This window comes from Cupriavidus sp. SK-3, assembly GCF_000611145.1.
Lineage (GTDB): Bacteria > Pseudomonadota > Gammaproteobacteria > Burkholderiales > Burkholderiaceae > Cupriavidus.
The window spans coordinates 1-15,108 of record NZ_JFJV02000176.1; the positions used below are offsets into that span (position 1 = coordinate 1).

A 15,108-nucleotide genomic window follows, 5' to 3' on the forward strand; every position below is an offset into this window, starting at 1 on the left:
TGACGGCGGGACGCACGTCGGAGGCTTCGATCACCGCGCCCAGCCGCTTGGCGGTGGCGATGGCCTGCAGGCCGGCCACGCCGGCGCCGAGAATCAGCACGCGCGCCGCCTTGACGGTGCCGGCGGCGGTCATCAGCATCGGCATGAAGCGCTGGTAGTGGTGGGCGGCGACCAGCACGGCCTTGTAGCCTGCGATATTGGCCTGGGAGGAGAGCACGTCCATGCTCTGCGCGCGGGTGGTGCGCGGCGCCGCCTCGAGCGCGAAGCCGATGATGCCGGCGGCAGACATGCGGGCTTTGTTTTCCGCATCGAAAGGGTTGAGCATGCCGACCAGCACAGCGCCTTCGTTCATCCGGTCCAGCTCGGCCGGGGTCGGGGCGCGGACCTTGAGCACCAACTGCGCGCCCAAGGCGTCGGCGGCGCTGCCGATGCGGGCACCGGCCGCCTCGTAGGCAGCGTCGGGCTGGCTGGCGCGCAATCCCGCACCGGCTTGCACGATAACCTGGTGGCCTTGTGCTACATATTTCCTGACTGTCTCCGGGGTGGCGGCAACGCGTGCTTCGCCTGCCCGCACTTCTGTCGGGATACCCATCTGCATTGTGTATTCTCCTATGCTCTTGTCTTGCCGTCGCGCGGCCTCGTGACCGGACTGCCGGGCGCCTTCAGTTCAAGAAGCGCTTCCCCACGCAGAGCCCTGGCGGATCATGGAGAACCCGCGTGGCTCGCGTGAAGCCGTTGCTAGCATCTGGGGACAGGGTCTCGATCCGGACTTGCCGGAAAGAAACCGCCGACAGCATGGGCACCGGCCGCGAATGCGCCGCCGCCAGGCCCGCTGCTTGTCAACAGGTCAACATGTCAACAGGGGACTTCGCCTTCGAGCGTCACCCGGTTCAGGATGCGCTCGGCCTCGCCGTAGTCGTGTACGGCGTAGTGCATGGTGCACCGGTTGTCCCACATCACGACATCGCCTTCCTGCCACATATGGCGGTAGACGTTATCGGGGCTGGTCGAGTGTTCGTAGAGAAAGTCGAGCAAAGGCCGGCTTTCGGCGGGCGTCATGCCCTCGATGGAGTGAGCCGTTTCGGGATGCCCCACATAGAGCGCCTTGCGGCGTGTTTCCGGATGGGTGCGAACCAGCGGGTGGACCGCCGAGGGCACCGCATCCGACCCCGTCATCCTGGCGAGCCGCAGTCCCGTGAAACGCACGCGCAGGCCTTCGAGCATGCGTTGCATTGCGGGCGAAAGACGCTCATAGGCCAGATACTGATTGCACCACATCGTGTCTCCGCCGCGCGGGACCACCACCGCGGAAAGAATGGAGATCTTGGGCGGCACCTCGGTATAGATGGAGTCGGAGTGCCAGGCCTCGGTGGATGCTGTCTCCTTGGGAATCTTGGTGACCTGGGCGAGTTCGGGGAAGTCCGATAGGCCCTTCAGCAGCGGGTTACCCTGCACGGGCTTGCCCCAACGCCGGGCGAAGGCAATCTGCGCCGCGGGCTGAAGCTTTTGGCCGCGGTAGACCAGCACGCCGTATTCAAGGAACGCCCGATGCAGCACTTCGAAGGCAGCGTCGCTCACCGGTTCGTTCAGATTGACGCCTTCCACCGACGCGCCAACCGAGCCGGTGAGCGGTGTGATCTGGATACTCATGGATGTCTCCTGTTCGTTTCTCGAATCTGTAGGGGAATACCGGAAGACTGAATTACTCGGCGACAAGAACGATCTTGCCGACGTGCTGGTCTTGCTGCATATAGGCGTGCGCTTCACCAATGGCTGTCATCGGGAAGGTACGGTCGATCGGCAGGCGGATCCGCCCAGCCGCCAGGAAGGGCAGCATGTCGCGCGCACAGGCCTGGATGCATTCCAGGCGTTCCTGCTCGGAGCGGGTACGGAATGTCACGCCAATCAGCGTGAGGCGCTTGAGCCAGAGCAGGCTCAGGTCGATCTGCGCCGTGTTCGAACCCAATCGGGCAATATTGACCAGCCGTCCCTTGACCGCGAGGCTCTTCATGTTGTCTTCGAAGACCGGGCCGCCGACGGTGTCGATAATGAGATCCACCCCGCGATTGCCGGTGGCCGCCATGACGGCATCGACCTGGGATTCGCATGATGAATTGATGCCCACATCGACACCGAACTGGCTCAGGCGATCGAGCTTGGCGGCCGACCGCGATGTGGCGATCACCGGCCTGGCGCCCATCAGCGAAGCGATCTGGATCGCGGCCATGGCCACGCCGCCGGATGCGCCATTGATCAGTACTGCCTCGCCGGCGCGCAACTGGCCATTGGTCACCACGGCGTCGTGGGCCGTGATGAAGACATTGGGGAACGCCGCGGCGTCGATCCAGGAAAGACCATCGGGCACGGCCATCAGCGCCAGTGGATCGGCAATCACATACTCGGCCTGGCACGCACGGCCGTGGCCCATGACCCGATCCCCCGCGCGCCACCCGTGCACGCCTTCGCCGACCGCTTCCACCTCCCCGGCAAACTCGACGCCCGCGGTGATCGTGTTACCCGTGCGCAATTCGCGGGCCTGGTTGATTTCGCCCCGGTTCAGACCGGCGGCACGCACCCTGACCAGAACCTGGCCGGCGCCAGCAACCGGAGCCGGGATGTCCTGTATTTCCACTTTGCCGCCAGTAGGGCTCGGTATGACTCGTACTGCTTTCACTGCGGTCTCCTTTTCATATGGTGCTGCAGTAGATTGATCACTCGCCGGCGCGGGCCTTCGCGCGGATCAGCGCCAGCAATTCAAGGGCGCGCTCGGCGGCGCGCTCGCCGCCCGCCAGGTTGCCGCGGACAAAGGGCGGCCGGATATCCTCGATTTCGGCCAGCATCTGCATCAACTCGCCGTCCGCGATGCTGAGCCGCCGGAACTCGTTGATGGTCAGCAGGTAAGTGTGAAAGACGTCGCTATCCGGCTGGTTCGCACGCAGGCGATGCAGCGCGGCGTTCAACCAGTGCGTGCCCGCCAGCATGGCGGCCTCGATCTTGATCTCGTAGTCGGCTGGGCCGCACTTCTGCAGCGAGCGCTCGATCCGGCGCGCGATGGCGATGTGGGCTTCAACGTGCATCTTTTTCTCCTTGCATCCGGCAGGCCAGCAGCCGCAGGCAACGGGCAAGGGCTGCATCGCATTCCCCGGCAATGGCCGCCGTCGGCGCCACCCCCTCGCGCAGGCAGGGATCCCGATGGCGTTCGACGATCTCCATCTCATGCATCATCGCCGCGACATCCTCCGGGACCGGTGCATCGATCTTCGGCCTGCCCACGTGCAGCACATCGCCGAGCGGGCCGAATGCCGCACGCAGCGAGCCGTCCGGCTGCGGCACCAGGTAGGCGCCTGGCTGCGTCGGGAACACGTCGTCGTCCAGCGTGACGGCGGCATGATGGAGTGCTGCATTGACGGCGTGCGTGCCAGCCGTCATCCCGGTCCAGAACCACAGCTCGAAGTCCTGCAGGGGATCGAGGCGTTCGCGCAATGCTTCGAGTTTCGCAATCTTCTCCATGTGGGAAGCCACCTTCATGCCTTGTCTCCTGAATTGGCGGGCACTGCTGTGCCGCCCTTGTTGTGAAGATAGGCACAGCGCGCCTTGCTGTCAAGAACTTCTATATAGGACTTTGACTTTTAGACTAGTGGATTCCCCCAGTAAGCCTTGACATGCTGGCTTTCCGTTAACTACAGTACATCAAACACCTATATAGGAATCCAGCAAATGCCACGTGCCATCGTACTCAACCAGGCGGACAACGTCGCCACGCTGCTCGATGCCGGCCGTGCCGGCGAGCCCTGCACCTTGCAAGGAGAGGCATCGGGCCAGATGACCCTGCTCCAGGATGTGCCGTTCGGCCATAAGGTCTGTATCGCGGATACCCCGCAGAGCGCCGATGTCCTGAAGTACGGCCAGGTCATCGGGCGGGCCAGCCGGAACCTGAAGGCTGGCGAACACATGCACGTGCACAACATCGAGTCGACCCGCGCCCGCGGCGATCTGGAAAAGAGGTAAGCAAATGGCAATGACATTCCTTGGCTACCGCCGCGAGAACGACGCAGTTGGCGTACGCAACTGGGTAGCGGTGATTTCCGTGATGGACAACTGCAACCCGGTCACGCGCACCATCGCGCAAACCGTCAGCGGCTGCATTCCCGTCACCACCTTGTTCGTGCGTGGGCAGTTCGGCGCGGACCTGGATTTCGCTTATGAGTCGCTGGCAGGACTGGGACGAAATCCCAATGTCGCCGCAGTCCTGCTGGTGGGACTTGAAGATTCGTCGACGGAGGAGGTGGCGCGCCGTATCCGGACTACGGGGAAACCCGTGGAAACGGTGCATCTGCAACCGAATGGCACGATCGACTGCATTGCCGCCGGCACCCGCAAGGCCTTGAAGCTTTCGCTTGCGGCCTCGCGTGCCAGGCGCGAACCCTGCCCGGTTTCGGCCCTGGTACTGGGCGTCGAGTGCGGTGGTTCGGATACCACCTCCGGCCTGAGCTGCAATCCGGCGATCGGCCGTCTGGCCGACCGTGTGATCGAAGCAGGCGGCACCATCATTATTTCCGAGACGTCCGAGTTCATCGGCGCGGAGCACCTCTTCGCGGAACGCGCCGTCGACGATTCGGTGAGGGATGCCTTCGTCAAGGCGGTCCGCGGCATGGAGAACCTCGCGATTGAGCGTGGCGTCGACATGCGCGAATCCCAGCCATCGCCCGACAACAAGCGCGGCGGGCTGACCACGGTCGAGGAGAAGGCGCTGGGCGCGATGGCCAAGGCCGGGTCGAGCCCACTGGTCGGCGTGCTGCGCTATGGCGAGGCCCCGGTAAAAAAAGGCCTGCATTTCATGGACGCTCCGGCGGCGGCAGTGGAAAATCTCAGTGCGCTTGCCGCCGGCGGTTGCCAGCTCACCTTCTTTGGTACGGGGGTCGGCAATCCGATCGGCAGCATGGTCGCGCCGACGGTCAAGGTTTGCGGCAACGTCAATACGCTGGAAACCATGGCCGATAACATTGATTTCGATGCAAGCGGGATCCTCGAGAAAGGACAGAAGATCTCGGATGTGGGCGATCGGCTGTATGCCTACGCCATGGATGTGGCGTCCGGCACCCGTCTCAGCAGCGAGATACTCGACATCAGGGAAACCGCAATCAGTCGATTTGCACTTAGCCTCTGAGTCAACATGACAAAGCTGATCAGCGTCTCCGACGCCATTATCCGTTCCATTGAATCCGGCGCGCTGCGCGAGGGCGACAGGCTGCCTTCCGAGGGCGAGCTTGCCACGGCGCACGGCGTCAGCGTGGGCACCATCCAGAAGGCGCTGGCGCGTCTTTCGAACTCCGGACTGATCACCCGCGAGCAGGGCCGCGGCACCTTCGTCTCGGGCGCCAGGGTCGCGCCTGCCGATGTGCGCTACCTGCGCTTTCGCGATGCCGAGGGAAACGAGTTGCCTTCCTACGTCCATGCGCGCTCGGTCAAGCGGCTCAAACGCAAAGGGCCGTGGTCGGAGTTTCTCGATGGCGAAGCCTTCGTTCGCATTGAACGCATCATCAATGTGGGCGGGCGCTTCGACCTGTACAGCGAGTTCTGGCTGCGCGAGGAGGAATTCGCGCAACTGGGCGGCGTTGAACGCGAGGAACTCGAAAAGAATCTGCGGGAACTGCTCGGGCAGCGCCTGGCGCTACCGACGCTGCGCGTGGACCAGTGGGTGCGATTCGACGAAATCCCGTCGGCGGTAGCCCGTGAGCTTGGTCTCGAAGCCGGGCAGCCGGGCTTCGTCATGGAATTGCGTGGCTATACGCTGCGTGACCGCCCCTTGTATTACCAGACGGTCTATTCCGGCCCGTTTTCAGAGCGCCTCATGGTGGTGCGGGAGAAGGCCTCATGAGCACGCATTGGAACGTTCAGGCGCTGGAGCAATGGACGACCCGGGTATTCGAAGGCTGCGGCGTGCCGCCGGAGCAAGCGGCGGAAGCCGCCGCGATCCTGGTACGCAGCGAGTTGCGGGGCTACAAGACGCACGGCATGACCCGCCTGGCGTCTTATGTGGAGCGGCTGCGGGCGAACGAGTTCAATCCCGGGCCGGAGATGGCATACCGATCCTTCCCCGGCGGCATCGTGCTGCAGGCCGATGGCGCCATGGGGCAGATCGCCGGTCCTTATGCGGTGCGCCTGGGACTGGAAGCCCTGGAGACCAGCGCTTCCGTACTGATCGTGCTGCAATCGTGCGGCCATCTGGGGGCGCTCGGCATCCACGCCCTGCTGGCGGCGGAGGCCGGCGCCTTCTCCATGATCGGGCAACGCACGCCGCCGGCGCTCGCGATGGAGGGATTCCCGCGCGCGGCGATCGGGCACAACCCGATCGCGTTCGGTTGCCCGCTGCCGGGACAAGCGCCGATCGTATTCGATGTGGCGTGCAGCGTGGCCGCGCGCGGCCATATCCTGCTAGCGGCGCGTGAGGGAAAGCCGATCCCGGAAGGGTGGGCGCTGGATGCGGACGGCCGGCCCACCACCGATGCAAAGCGCGCGCTGGGCGGGTCACTGCTGCCCATGGGCGGGCACAAGGGCATCGGCATTGCCATGATGGTGGAGTGCCTCGCCGGTGCCCTGGCGGCCACCGCGGCACCGCACGCACCGGCGCCGGGCAGTATTCCGCATGGCCGTGCCGCCGCCATGCAGGACGGATTCCTGTGGATGGTAAAGCCGGAATCCTTCGCCGGCCAGGCGCCGTTTGGCGACTATATGAAGCAGTGGACCGACACCTACCTTTGCGCGGGCGGCGATGACGCGCGCCTGCCTGGCAATCGTGGCGATGCCCTGGAGCGCGAGGCACGCGAGCATGGCATTGCGCTGCCCGCCGCGATCGCGCAGGAGTTAAGCGCGCTTGGCGAACGGCTCGGCGTGCGGTTTCCGGCATCAGCATCAGCATCGGCATCGGCATAAGCATAAGCACAGAAGCGCCAGACTTACCGGGTCCTTGCGAGCCCGGCGGGCGATGGCCGCCCTCCCCACAACATAATTGGCGAGTACCCGTCCTATGAATGCTCCTCTCTCAGACGCCTCACGCAAGGCCATGGAAATCGTCACGCTCGACGACAAGTACGCACTGGACACGGGGCGCGCTTTCATGAGCGGCGTCCAGGCACTGGTGCGCCTGCCGTTGCTGCAGCGCAAGCGCGATGCGCTGGCCGGCCACAATACCGCCGCATTCATTTCCGGCTACCGGGGCTCTCCGCTTGGCGGATATGACCAGGCGTTGTGGCAGGCCAAGAAGCACCTCGCGGACAATCATGTCGTCTTCAAGCCCGGCGTCAACGAGGAACTCGGCGTGACCGCGGTGTGGGGCTCGCAGCAACTCGAGTTCGATGCCGAGAGCAAGAAGTACGACGGCGTCTTTGGCATCTGGTACGGCAAGGGCCCCGGGGTGGACCGCAGCGGCGACGCGCTCAAGCACGCCAATCTGGCGGGCACGGCGCCGCTGGGTGGTGTGATCGCCCTGGCCGGGGACGACCACGTGTCCAAGAGCAGCACGCTCGCGCACCAGAGCGACCATACGTTCATCGCCTGCGGGCTGCCAGTGTTCTTTCCGGCCAGCGTGCAGGACATTCTGGACCTGGGCGTGCATGCCTTCGCCATGAGCCGCTTCAGTGGCTTGTGGGCCGGCATGAAGACCGTGCAGGAGGTGGTGGAGGCGGGCGCATCGGTGGTGACCGATGCCGACCGGGTGCGCATCCTGCTGCCCGAGGACTTTGCCAGGCCGGAGGGCGGCTTGCATATCCGCTGGCCCGACGATCCGCTGGCGGCGGAAGCGCGGATGATGGAAATCAAGTGGCCGGCGGCGCTTGCCTATATCCGCGCCAACCGGCTTAACCGCAATGTGATTGAAGGGTCGAACGACCGTCTCGGCATCATCGCCAGCGGCAAGGCCTACAGCGATACCCGGCAGGCGCTGGCCGACCTTGGCCTGGACGATGCCTTGTGCCGCGCCATCGGCGTGCGGCTCCATAAGGTGAGCGTGGTGTGGCCGCTCGAGCCAGCGGGCGTGCGCGAGTTCGCGCACGGCCTGCGCGAAATCCTCGTGGTCGAGGAGAAGCGCCCGATCATCGAGCAGCAGTTGAAGGATGAGCTGTACCACTATCGCGCCGACGCGCGGCCTGCCGTGATCGGCAAGTACGAACCGGCCGGCGGTGAAGGCGGCGGCGGTGAATGGAGCCACCGCAAGCCGGCGGAAAACTGGCTGCTGCGCGCCAAGGCTGACCTGACCCCCGCGCTGATCGCCAAGGCCATCGCGGGCCGGCTGAAGAAGCTGGGCGTTCCCACCGATGTCGCCGCGCGGATGGACGTGCGCCTGGCGCAAATCGAAGCCAAGGATCGCCAGTTCCCCCAGGGCGACAGCCGCGGCACCGACCGTCTCCCGTGGTTCTGCCCCGGTTGCCCGCATAACACCAGCACGCGCGTGCCGGACGGATCGATCGCCATGGCCGGGATCGGATGCCACGGCATGGTGGTCTGGATGGACCGTTCGACCACGTCGTGGACACAGATGGGCGGCGAGGGCGTGCCCTGGATGGGGCAGGCGCCGTTCAGCAAGCGCGCGCACATGTTCGCCAATCTGGGCGACGGCACGTACAACCACTCCGGATCGCTGGCGGTGCGGCAATCGATCAATGCCGGCGTCAATATCACCTACAAGATCCTCTACAACAGCGCCGTTGCCATGACAGGCGGGCAACCGGTCGACGGGCAGCTGGACGTGCCGGGCATGACGCGCGAACTGGCGTCGGAGGGGGCGAAGCGCATTGTCGTGGTGACCGACGAGCCGCAGAAGTATGCCGTCGTCAAGGACCTTGCGCCTGGCGTCACCATACGCCACCGGGATGAGCTCGACGCCGTGCAGCGCGAGTTGCGGGTGGTCGAGGGCGCCACCGTGATCATCTACGACCAGGCGTGCGCCACCAAGAAGCGGCGGGAACGCAAGCGCGGCACGATGGTCGATCCGGACAAGCGGGTCATCATCAATGAGCTGGTTTGCGAAGGCTGCGGGGATTGTTCGGTCGAGAGCAACTGCGTAGCGGTACAGCCGCTCGAAACCGAGTTCGGCCGCAAGCGGGAGATCAACCAGAACACCTGCAACAAGGATTTTTCCTGCGTCAAGGGTTTCTGCCCGAGTTTCGTCACGGTGGAGGGCGGCAAGCTCAAGAAGCCGGAAGCGGCACGCAAGGCGAAGCTCTCCGATATGCCGGTGCTGCCCGAGCCGAAGCTGCCGGATGCCGCCAAGGCCCGGCGCATCGTGGTGGCGGGCGTCGGCGGGACGGGGATCGTCACCATCGGCCAGGTACTCGGCATGGCGGCCCACCTGGAAGGCAAGAGCGTGATCACGCAGGATGCCACCGGCATGGCGCAGATGGGTGGCGCGACCTGGAGCCACATCCAGATTGCCGACGAGCCCGACACCCTGCACGCAACGCGCGTCGATGTCGCCATGGCGGATCTGGTGATCGCCTCCGATACGGTGGTCGGAGCCAGCAAGGCAACGCTGGCGACCATGTCGCTGGGCCGCACCTTTGTCGTGCTCAACAGCCACGTGACGCCGACTTCAGCCTTTGTCCGCGATCCGGACTGGCAGTCTCACAGCGACCAGGCCATTGCGGCGATCGCGCAAGGCGTCGAGGCCGGCCATTTCGGCATCTTCGATGCCGAGCAAGTGGCGACGCAATTGCTCGGCCAGTCGATCTACTCCAACCTGATGCTGCTCGGCTACGCCTGGCAGAAGGGCAGGGTGCCGTTGTCGCGTGAAGCGCTGATGCGCGCGATCGAACTCAACGCGGTGCAGGTCGACAACAACAAGGCGGCCTTTGAGTGGGGCCGGCACTGCGCGCACGATCTGGCCAAGGTGCCGGTGCGATCCGCCGATGCCCAGGTGGTTCAGTTCGTCAGGAAGCCATCGCTCGGCGATTTCATCGACAAGCGCGCCGAGTTCCTCGTCAGCTACCAGAACCGCGCCTACGCCGCGCAGTATGAAGATTTTGTCGCCAGGGTGCAGGCGGTGGAGTCGCGCCTTGGCAGCAGCAAGGTCACCGAAGCGGTCGCGCGCTACCTGTTCAAGCTGATGGCCTACAAGGATGAGTACGAGGTGGCGCGGCTGCATACCGACCCGGCCTTCATCGGGAAGGTTGCCGCGATGTTCGAGGGCGACTTCAAGCTGGTCCACCATCTCGCACCGCCGATGATGGCCAGGAAGAACGAGAAGGGTGAACTCGTCAAGCGGCCATTTGGTCCGTGGATGCGCACTGCGTTCCGCGTGATGGCCCAGCTGAAAGGCCTGCGTGGTACCCCGTTCGACGCCTTCGGCTACACCGGGGAACGCAAGGTGGAGCGAGCACTGATTGGCGAGTACCGCAAGAGCATCGAAGCGCTTCTGCCGACGCTGTCGCAACAGAATCTCGATCTGGCACTGGAAATCGCACGCCTTCCGGAAGACATCCGCGGCTATGGCCATGTCAAGGCACGCAATCTCGTGGCGGTGCGGGCCAGATGGGAGCGCCTGATGGCGCAGTGGCATGACGCACAGGGCGCCCCGAGCGAAGCCAGGCCGAAGCGCAAGGCCAATGCCTGAGTCAAAGGCAGTGTGCCCAGTGTGCCTATAGGCAGATTTGTGTGTAGAGCATCATCAAAACACGATAAAGACTGGAGACCGTGATGAACTTCGTACTGCGCCGTGCAGGCCTGCTTCTGTCCGCCATGGCACTGGCTGCTACCGTCCCCGGCGCGTGGGCGCAGGGTGGGTACCCAAACAAGCCGATTCGCATCATCGTACCGTGGCCGGCTGGCGGCGGCGTCGACTCCGTCACCCGTACGGTTGCGGAAAAGCTCTCCATCAGCCTTGGCCAGCAGGTCCTGGTGGACAACCGGCCCGGCGCCACCGGCAATATCGGTGCGGGCATGGGCGCAAAGGCGGCGCCGGATGGCTATACGCTGCTGGTGGCAAGCGCGCCGATGACGATCAACCCGAGCCTCTACAGCAACCTGCCCTTCGATACGAGCAAGGATTTTGCACCGCTCAGCCTGCTGGCCAGTTCACCCTATGTGCTGGTGGTGAATCCGGCGGTGGCGAAATCGGTGACGGAACTGGTGGCCCGCGCCAGGTCGGAGCCGGGGCGGATGAGCTATGCATCGCCAGGGCCGGGGACGCAACAGCACCTGATCGGAGAGTCATTCAAGGAAGCCGCCCACATCAACGTCATCCACGCCCCTTACAAGGGGGGGCCGCAGGCGCTGACCGATATGGTTGGCGGCCATATCCAGATGATGTTTCACGGCCTTCCCGCGGTGTTGCCGTTCATGAAATCCGGCCAGCTCAGAGCCATCGCGGTCGCCAGCAAGCAGCGCCTGGCCTTGCTGCCGGATGTGCCGACCATGGCGGAAGCGGGGTTTCCAGGTATCGAGGCGAGCGAATGGTATGGCCTGGTGGCGCCTGCCGGGACGCCGAAGGAGATCGTGGTTCGTCTCAGCACGGAGATCGGGAAAGCCCTGAACATGCCAAGTGTCCGCGATCAGTTGATCGGCAGAGGCTATGAACCGGGCAGCAACACCCCCGAGCAGTTCGGCACGTTTATCGCTGCCGAGCAGAAGAAGTGGGCCACCGTGGTCAAGCAATCCGGGGTGCGCCTGGATTAGCGGATACCTGTGCGCAAGCGCAGAGCCATTGTCTTCGGGGTTGCTACTCCATGGAAACAACTTACAGGGAATCCCTATGAGATTCGTACGGCGTCTCGCGGAGCGTGCTCTGTGTGCCATCACGCTTGCGGCAAGCCTGTCCCCGGCCTGGGCGCAGGACGGTTTTCCCAGCCGCCCGATCCGGATGATCGTACCCTGGCCGGCCGGAGGCAGTGTCGATGTCGCCACGCGGATTGTGGCGGAGAAACTGACACTCAGCCTCGGGCAGCAGGTCATAGTCGACAACCGGCCCGGGGCAGGCGGGAATATTGGCGCGGCGGCCGGCGCCAAGGCCGCGCCCGATGGCTATACGCTGCTGGTGGCGACCACCCCGATGCTCATCAACCAGAGCCTCTACGGCGGCCTGCCCTTTGACACGGTCAAGAGCTTCGCGCCGGTGAGCTTGCTGGTTACGCTGAACTATGTGCTGGTGGTGAACCCGGCCGTGGCCAGCTCGGTCAAGGAGCTGGTTGTGCAAGCCAAGGCCCGCCCCGGGCAGATCAGCTATGCGTCGTCCGGGCCCGGAACCCAGCTGCACCTGCTCGGCGAAGCATTCAGGCAGCAGGCTGGCATCGATATCGTGCACGTGCCTTACAAGGGTGCGCCGCCGGCGCTGACGGACATGATCGGCGGCCATATCCAGATGATGTTCCCTGGCCTTCCGGTGGTCCAGCCACTGCTCAAGTCCGGGCAACTCAAGGCCCTCGCGGTGGTCGGCAAACGGCGCCTGGCGCTGCTGCCGGGCGTGCCGACCATGGCGGAAGCGGGATTCCCGGGCGTCGATTCAACCGAATGGTATGGCGTGGTCGCGCCAGCCGGGACGCCGAAAGACATCGTGGCGCGGCTCAATGGCGAGATCGTGAAAGCCCTGAATATGCCGGATGTGCATGCGCTCCTCGCCAACAAGGGTTTTGAACCCGCCGGCGGCACGGCCGAGCAATTCTCCGCGCTGATCGGGGCGGAGCAGGCGAGTTGGGCAAGCATGGTCAGGCAACTGAATCCTCGACTCTGAGCTTGCCATCCGCTCAGCAACGACTACCGACGGCGAGCCATGTACTCGCTGATCCACCGCCGCAAGGCAGGAGACACCAATGCCCTCTGATCCAATCGCGATGGGAGCCACATCCCGATGCGCGCCGCCTGACGCGACGGCACCCAAGCCGCTATCCAAGTTTTCGGCCGTTTCGGCCATTACCATTGGCGGCGCCCTGGAATTGTATGACTCGGGTGTCTACAACTTCTTCGCCCTGCTGATCGTTCCCCTGTATTTCCCCGTCGGCAATCCGCTCGGCCAGCTGCTGCTGTCCTTCGGCACGTTCGGGGCCGGTTACCTGATGCGGCCACTGGGCGGACTGGTGATCGGTGCGTATGCCGACCGCGTCGGCCGCAAGCCGGCGGTGGTGCTCTCGATGTGGCTGATGGCCTTCAGCGCCCTGATCCTGGTGCTGACGCCACCCTATGCCCAACTTGGCGTCCTTGCCCCCGTGCTGATGATTCTCGCCCGCCTGATCCAGGGCTTCGCCATCGGCGGCGAGATGGGCTCCGCCAGCGCGATGCTGCTCGAGTATGCGGATGAGCGCTCGCGCGGCTTCTACACTAGCTGGCAGGCGTCCAGTCAGGGCGTTGCCGCCGTGTTCGCTGCCTTGGTCGCACTGGTGCTGAGCAATGCGCTGCCGCCTTCCGCGCTCGAGTCCTGGGGGTGGCGCGTCGCCTTCCTGATCGGCATTCTGGTGATTCCGATCGGTCAGGTCATCCGGCGCCGTCTGGAGGAGACGCTGGTGCCGGAGCCGAAGAAGGCGTCGAAGAAGGGCGCCGGCCGCCAGCTGATGAGGGCGCATTGGCGCGAATTGGTGGCGAGCATCCTGCTGATGATCGGCCTCGCGGCCTCGATCCACGTCATCGCCTTCTACCTGGCCAACTACGCGACCTTCCAGTTGCACATCTCGCGCGGTGACGCCATCTGGGCAGGCTTCGTCGCCTCGCTGGTGCTGGCGGTGTTCGCACCGCTGTCCGGCTGGCTCTGCGATCGCGTCGGGCGCCGGAAAGTCGTGTGGTGGTCCCGGGTGGCGCTGCTCGTCATGATCTATCCGGCCTTCTCGCTCCTTAACAGCATTCCATCCCTGACGTGCCTGCTGATCGTGGTGGGGCTGCTGGCCGTACCGATGGCGATGACGTCTCCTGCCACGATGGTGCTGGTCAGCGAGGTGCTGCCGCAGCGGCTGCGCGCAACCGGCATGTCGGTGACCTATTACGTGGCGATCGCGCTGTTCGGCGGCTTCGCGCAGTTGTTCTCGACCATGCTGATGCAGGTCACGGGCAACCCCAACGCGCCAGCGCTCTATGTCATTGGCTGCGGGGCTGTCTCGCTGATCGGACTCGCGATGGTGCCCGAAACGCTGGGGCGGCGTTTGTCATGAAGACGCCAGATTGAGTCGATGGCGCGCGCCGGCACCGTGATCGCCGCGAATACTTCGTCGATCCCGATTACCGCACCCGGCGCCGCGCTGTCCGATGCGACGCGCTTGATGAGCACAGCGCCATGCTGTGCTCGCTTCTCATCTAGACCTCGTCGGAATGCGCCCATGCCAGGCTCTGCTCCTCCCTGGTGCGTGCAACTCGGCCAACTACCGTGGCGATGGCGTTACCGTTCCACGACTACGAGATAGTCTGGCTGGCAGATGTACTGAACCCGGACGTCTGGACGGGCATCGACTTCTGGGGGCGAATGAAGGTCCTGTTGTCTCGTGCCAGGCAACGAAAATGGAAACGAACGGGAATGCCGGTTCTACTTGCCGGGGATGCCGACGGGAAAGCCGCGGAACTGTGTCGAATCCCGATGGCATTCGCAGCCAGGCATGAGGCGGCATATGGATGACCCTGCCCTTGTTCCGGATCTCATATTCCCGTCAAGGCTTGCTCGACCCGTAGACTCAGATTGCTTCGCCATTTCGCCAGTGTGATGCAAATCGCCGTTCTCGCGCCAAGTTCGCGAGGGCGCCCACGGCCCCCGGCATTCCAACCAGGCCCTATTGCCGTGGCCAGTCGATCTATCGTTGCCGCGCAGCAGCCCGTGAGGTGTTGCAGAGAAATTCCTTGCGCGAGCCCGCGCTTCGAATACGATGTGGTCCTGACGCTCAAACGGCACTCTTTTCTGGCATGACACAAGGCAAGGCAGACCACACGGCGCACGAATGGTTCGATTCCATCGAGCAGCGCGTTGTCGTGCTCGCGAAGCCCGTTGGCCACTTGCTGGCGTGCTGTCTCGCGCTGACCCTGCAGTGCAAGAATCTGCGCAACACGATCCACTATGTCGTGCGCAATGTCCTTACCGCCTACACATGGGATGTCAGTAGCGAATGCTGGCGGCGGAGGAGCGAACTTCACGCCGCGCAACAGGCGGCG

Annotated in this window: 13 protein-coding genes and 1 pseudogene; 9 read left to right on the forward strand and 5 right to left on the reverse strand. The window is 64.4% G+C overall.

Annotation, left to right across the window (positions count from 1 at the left end; translation table 11 throughout):
• The 5 genes and pseudogenes from CF70_RS17245 to CF70_RS17265 all read right to left on the reverse strand — a co-directional run.
• Positions 1-598 (reverse strand): annotated as a pseudogene (locus CF70_RS17245) (NAD(P)(+) transhydrogenase (Re/Si-specific) subunit alpha); the annotation flags it as partial.
• A gap of 257 nt (positions 599-855) precedes the next feature.
• Entirely contained in the window at positions 856-1,650 is a 795-nt protein-coding gene (locus CF70_RS17250; RefSeq protein WP_035867121.1) for a TauD/TfdA dioxygenase family protein, read from the reverse strand.
• A 52-nt stretch (positions 1,651-1,702) separates the two neighbouring features.
• Entirely contained in the window at positions 1,703-2,674 is a 972-nt protein-coding gene (locus CF70_RS17255; RefSeq protein WP_035867123.1) for a zinc-binding dehydrogenase, read from the reverse strand.
• A 37-nt stretch (positions 2,675-2,711) separates the two neighbouring features.
• Complete coding sequence (locus CF70_RS17260) at positions 2,712-3,077, reverse strand: hypothetical protein (protein ID WP_035867126.1); 366 nt, start codon at positions 3,075-3,077, stop codon at positions 2,712-2,714.
• Entirely contained in the window at positions 3,067-3,528 is a 462-nt protein-coding gene (locus CF70_RS17265; protein WP_035867129.1) for a hypothetical protein, read from the reverse strand. Before CF70_RS17265 ends, CF70_RS17260 begins: the two co-directional genes overlap by 11 nt.
• A gap of 189 nt (positions 3,529-3,717) precedes the next feature.
• On the opposite strand from CF70_RS17265, the gene CF70_RS17270 reads away from it, so the two are divergent.
• From CF70_RS17270 to CF70_RS36655, 9 genes are all read left to right on the forward strand, one after another.
• Positions 3,718-4,008: a UxaA family hydrolase gene (locus CF70_RS17270; protein WP_035867131.1), complete on the forward strand. Its 291-nt coding sequence runs from the start codon at positions 3,718-3,720 to the stop codon at positions 4,006-4,008.
• A gap of 4 nt (positions 4,009-4,012) precedes the next feature.
• Positions 4,013-5,167, forward strand: a complete 1,155-nt coding sequence (locus CF70_RS17275; protein ID WP_035867133.1) for a UxaA family hydrolase — start codon at positions 4,013-4,015, stop codon at positions 5,165-5,167.
• Positions 5,168-5,173: 6 nt separating this feature from the next.
• Positions 5,174-5,878, forward strand: coding sequence for a GntR family transcriptional regulator (locus tag CF70_RS17280; RefSeq protein WP_035867135.1), 705 nt, complete (start codon positions 5,174-5,176; stop codon positions 5,876-5,878).
• Positions 5,875-6,933: an Ldh family oxidoreductase gene (locus CF70_RS17285; RefSeq protein WP_035867137.1), complete on the forward strand. Its 1,059-nt coding sequence runs from the start codon at positions 5,875-5,877 to the stop codon at positions 6,931-6,933. The genes CF70_RS17280 and CF70_RS17285 overlap by 4 nt, the downstream gene beginning before the upstream one ends.
• Positions 6,934-7,027: 94 nt before the next feature.
• On the forward strand, positions 7,028-10,606 hold the full coding sequence (locus tag CF70_RS17290; RefSeq protein WP_035867139.1) for an indolepyruvate ferredoxin oxidoreductase family protein: 3,579 nt from the start codon (positions 7,028-7,030) through the stop codon (positions 10,604-10,606).
• Positions 10,607-10,689: 83 nt separating this feature from the next.
• Positions 10,690-11,667, forward strand: a complete 978-nt coding sequence (locus CF70_RS17295) for a tripartite tricarboxylate transporter substrate binding protein (RefSeq protein ID WP_035867142.1) — start codon at positions 10,690-10,692, stop codon at positions 11,665-11,667.
• Between the two features lie 76 nt (positions 11,668-11,743).
• Complete coding sequence (locus CF70_RS17300) at positions 11,744-12,718, forward strand: Bug family tripartite tricarboxylate transporter substrate binding protein (protein WP_035867144.1); 975 nt, start codon at positions 11,744-11,746, stop codon at positions 12,716-12,718.
• 79 nt (positions 12,719-12,797) lie between these two features.
• Complete coding sequence (locus tag CF70_RS17305) at positions 12,798-14,123, forward strand: MFS transporter (protein WP_081862222.1); 1,326 nt, start codon at positions 12,798-12,800, stop codon at positions 14,121-14,123.
• Between the two features lie 739 nt (positions 14,124-14,862).
• A partial coding sequence (locus CF70_RS36655; RefSeq protein WP_035867147.1) for a hypothetical protein occupies positions 14,863-15,108 on the forward strand: 246 nt, incomplete at its 3' end.

Bases quoted from the DNA above. Each gene is read 5' to 3' on its own strand.
- CF70_RS17270 (WP_035867131.1), top strand. From the start codon at position 3,718: ATGCCACGTGCCATCGTACTCAACCAGGCGGACAACGTCGCCACGCTG.
- CF70_RS17290 (WP_035867139.1), top strand. From the start codon at position 7,028: ATGAATGCTCCTCTCTCAGACGCCTCACGCAAGGCCATGGAAATCGTC.
- CF70_RS17305 (WP_081862222.1), top strand. From the start codon at position 12,798: ATGCCCTCTGATCCAATCGCGATGGGAGCCACATCCCGATGCGCGCCG.
- CF70_RS17260 (WP_035867126.1), bottom strand. From the start codon at position 3,077: ATGCACGTTGAAGCCCACATCGCCATCGCGCGCCGGATCGAGCGCTCG.
- CF70_RS17285 (WP_035867137.1), top strand. From the start codon at position 5,875: ATGAGCACGCATTGGAACGTTCAGGCGCTGGAGCAATGGACGACCCGG.
- CF70_RS17265 (WP_035867129.1), bottom strand. From the start codon at position 3,528: ATGAAGGTGGCTTCCCACATGGAGAAGATTGCGAAACTCGAAGCATTG.
- CF70_RS17295 (WP_035867142.1), top strand. From the start codon at position 10,690: ATGAACTTCGTACTGCGCCGTGCAGGCCTGCTTCTGTCCGCCATGGCA.
- CF70_RS17275 (WP_035867133.1), top strand. From the start codon at position 4,013: ATGGCAATGACATTCCTTGGCTACCGCCGCGAGAACGACGCAGTTGGC.
- CF70_RS17300 (WP_035867144.1), top strand. From the start codon at position 11,744: ATGAGATTCGTACGGCGTCTCGCGGAGCGTGCTCTGTGTGCCATCACG.
- CF70_RS17250 (WP_035867121.1), bottom strand. From the start codon at position 1,650: ATGAGTATCCAGATCACACCGCTCACCGGCTCGGTTGGCGCGTCGGTG.
- CF70_RS17280 (WP_035867135.1), top strand. From the start codon at position 5,174: ATGACAAAGCTGATCAGCGTCTCCGACGCCATTATCCGTTCCATTGAA.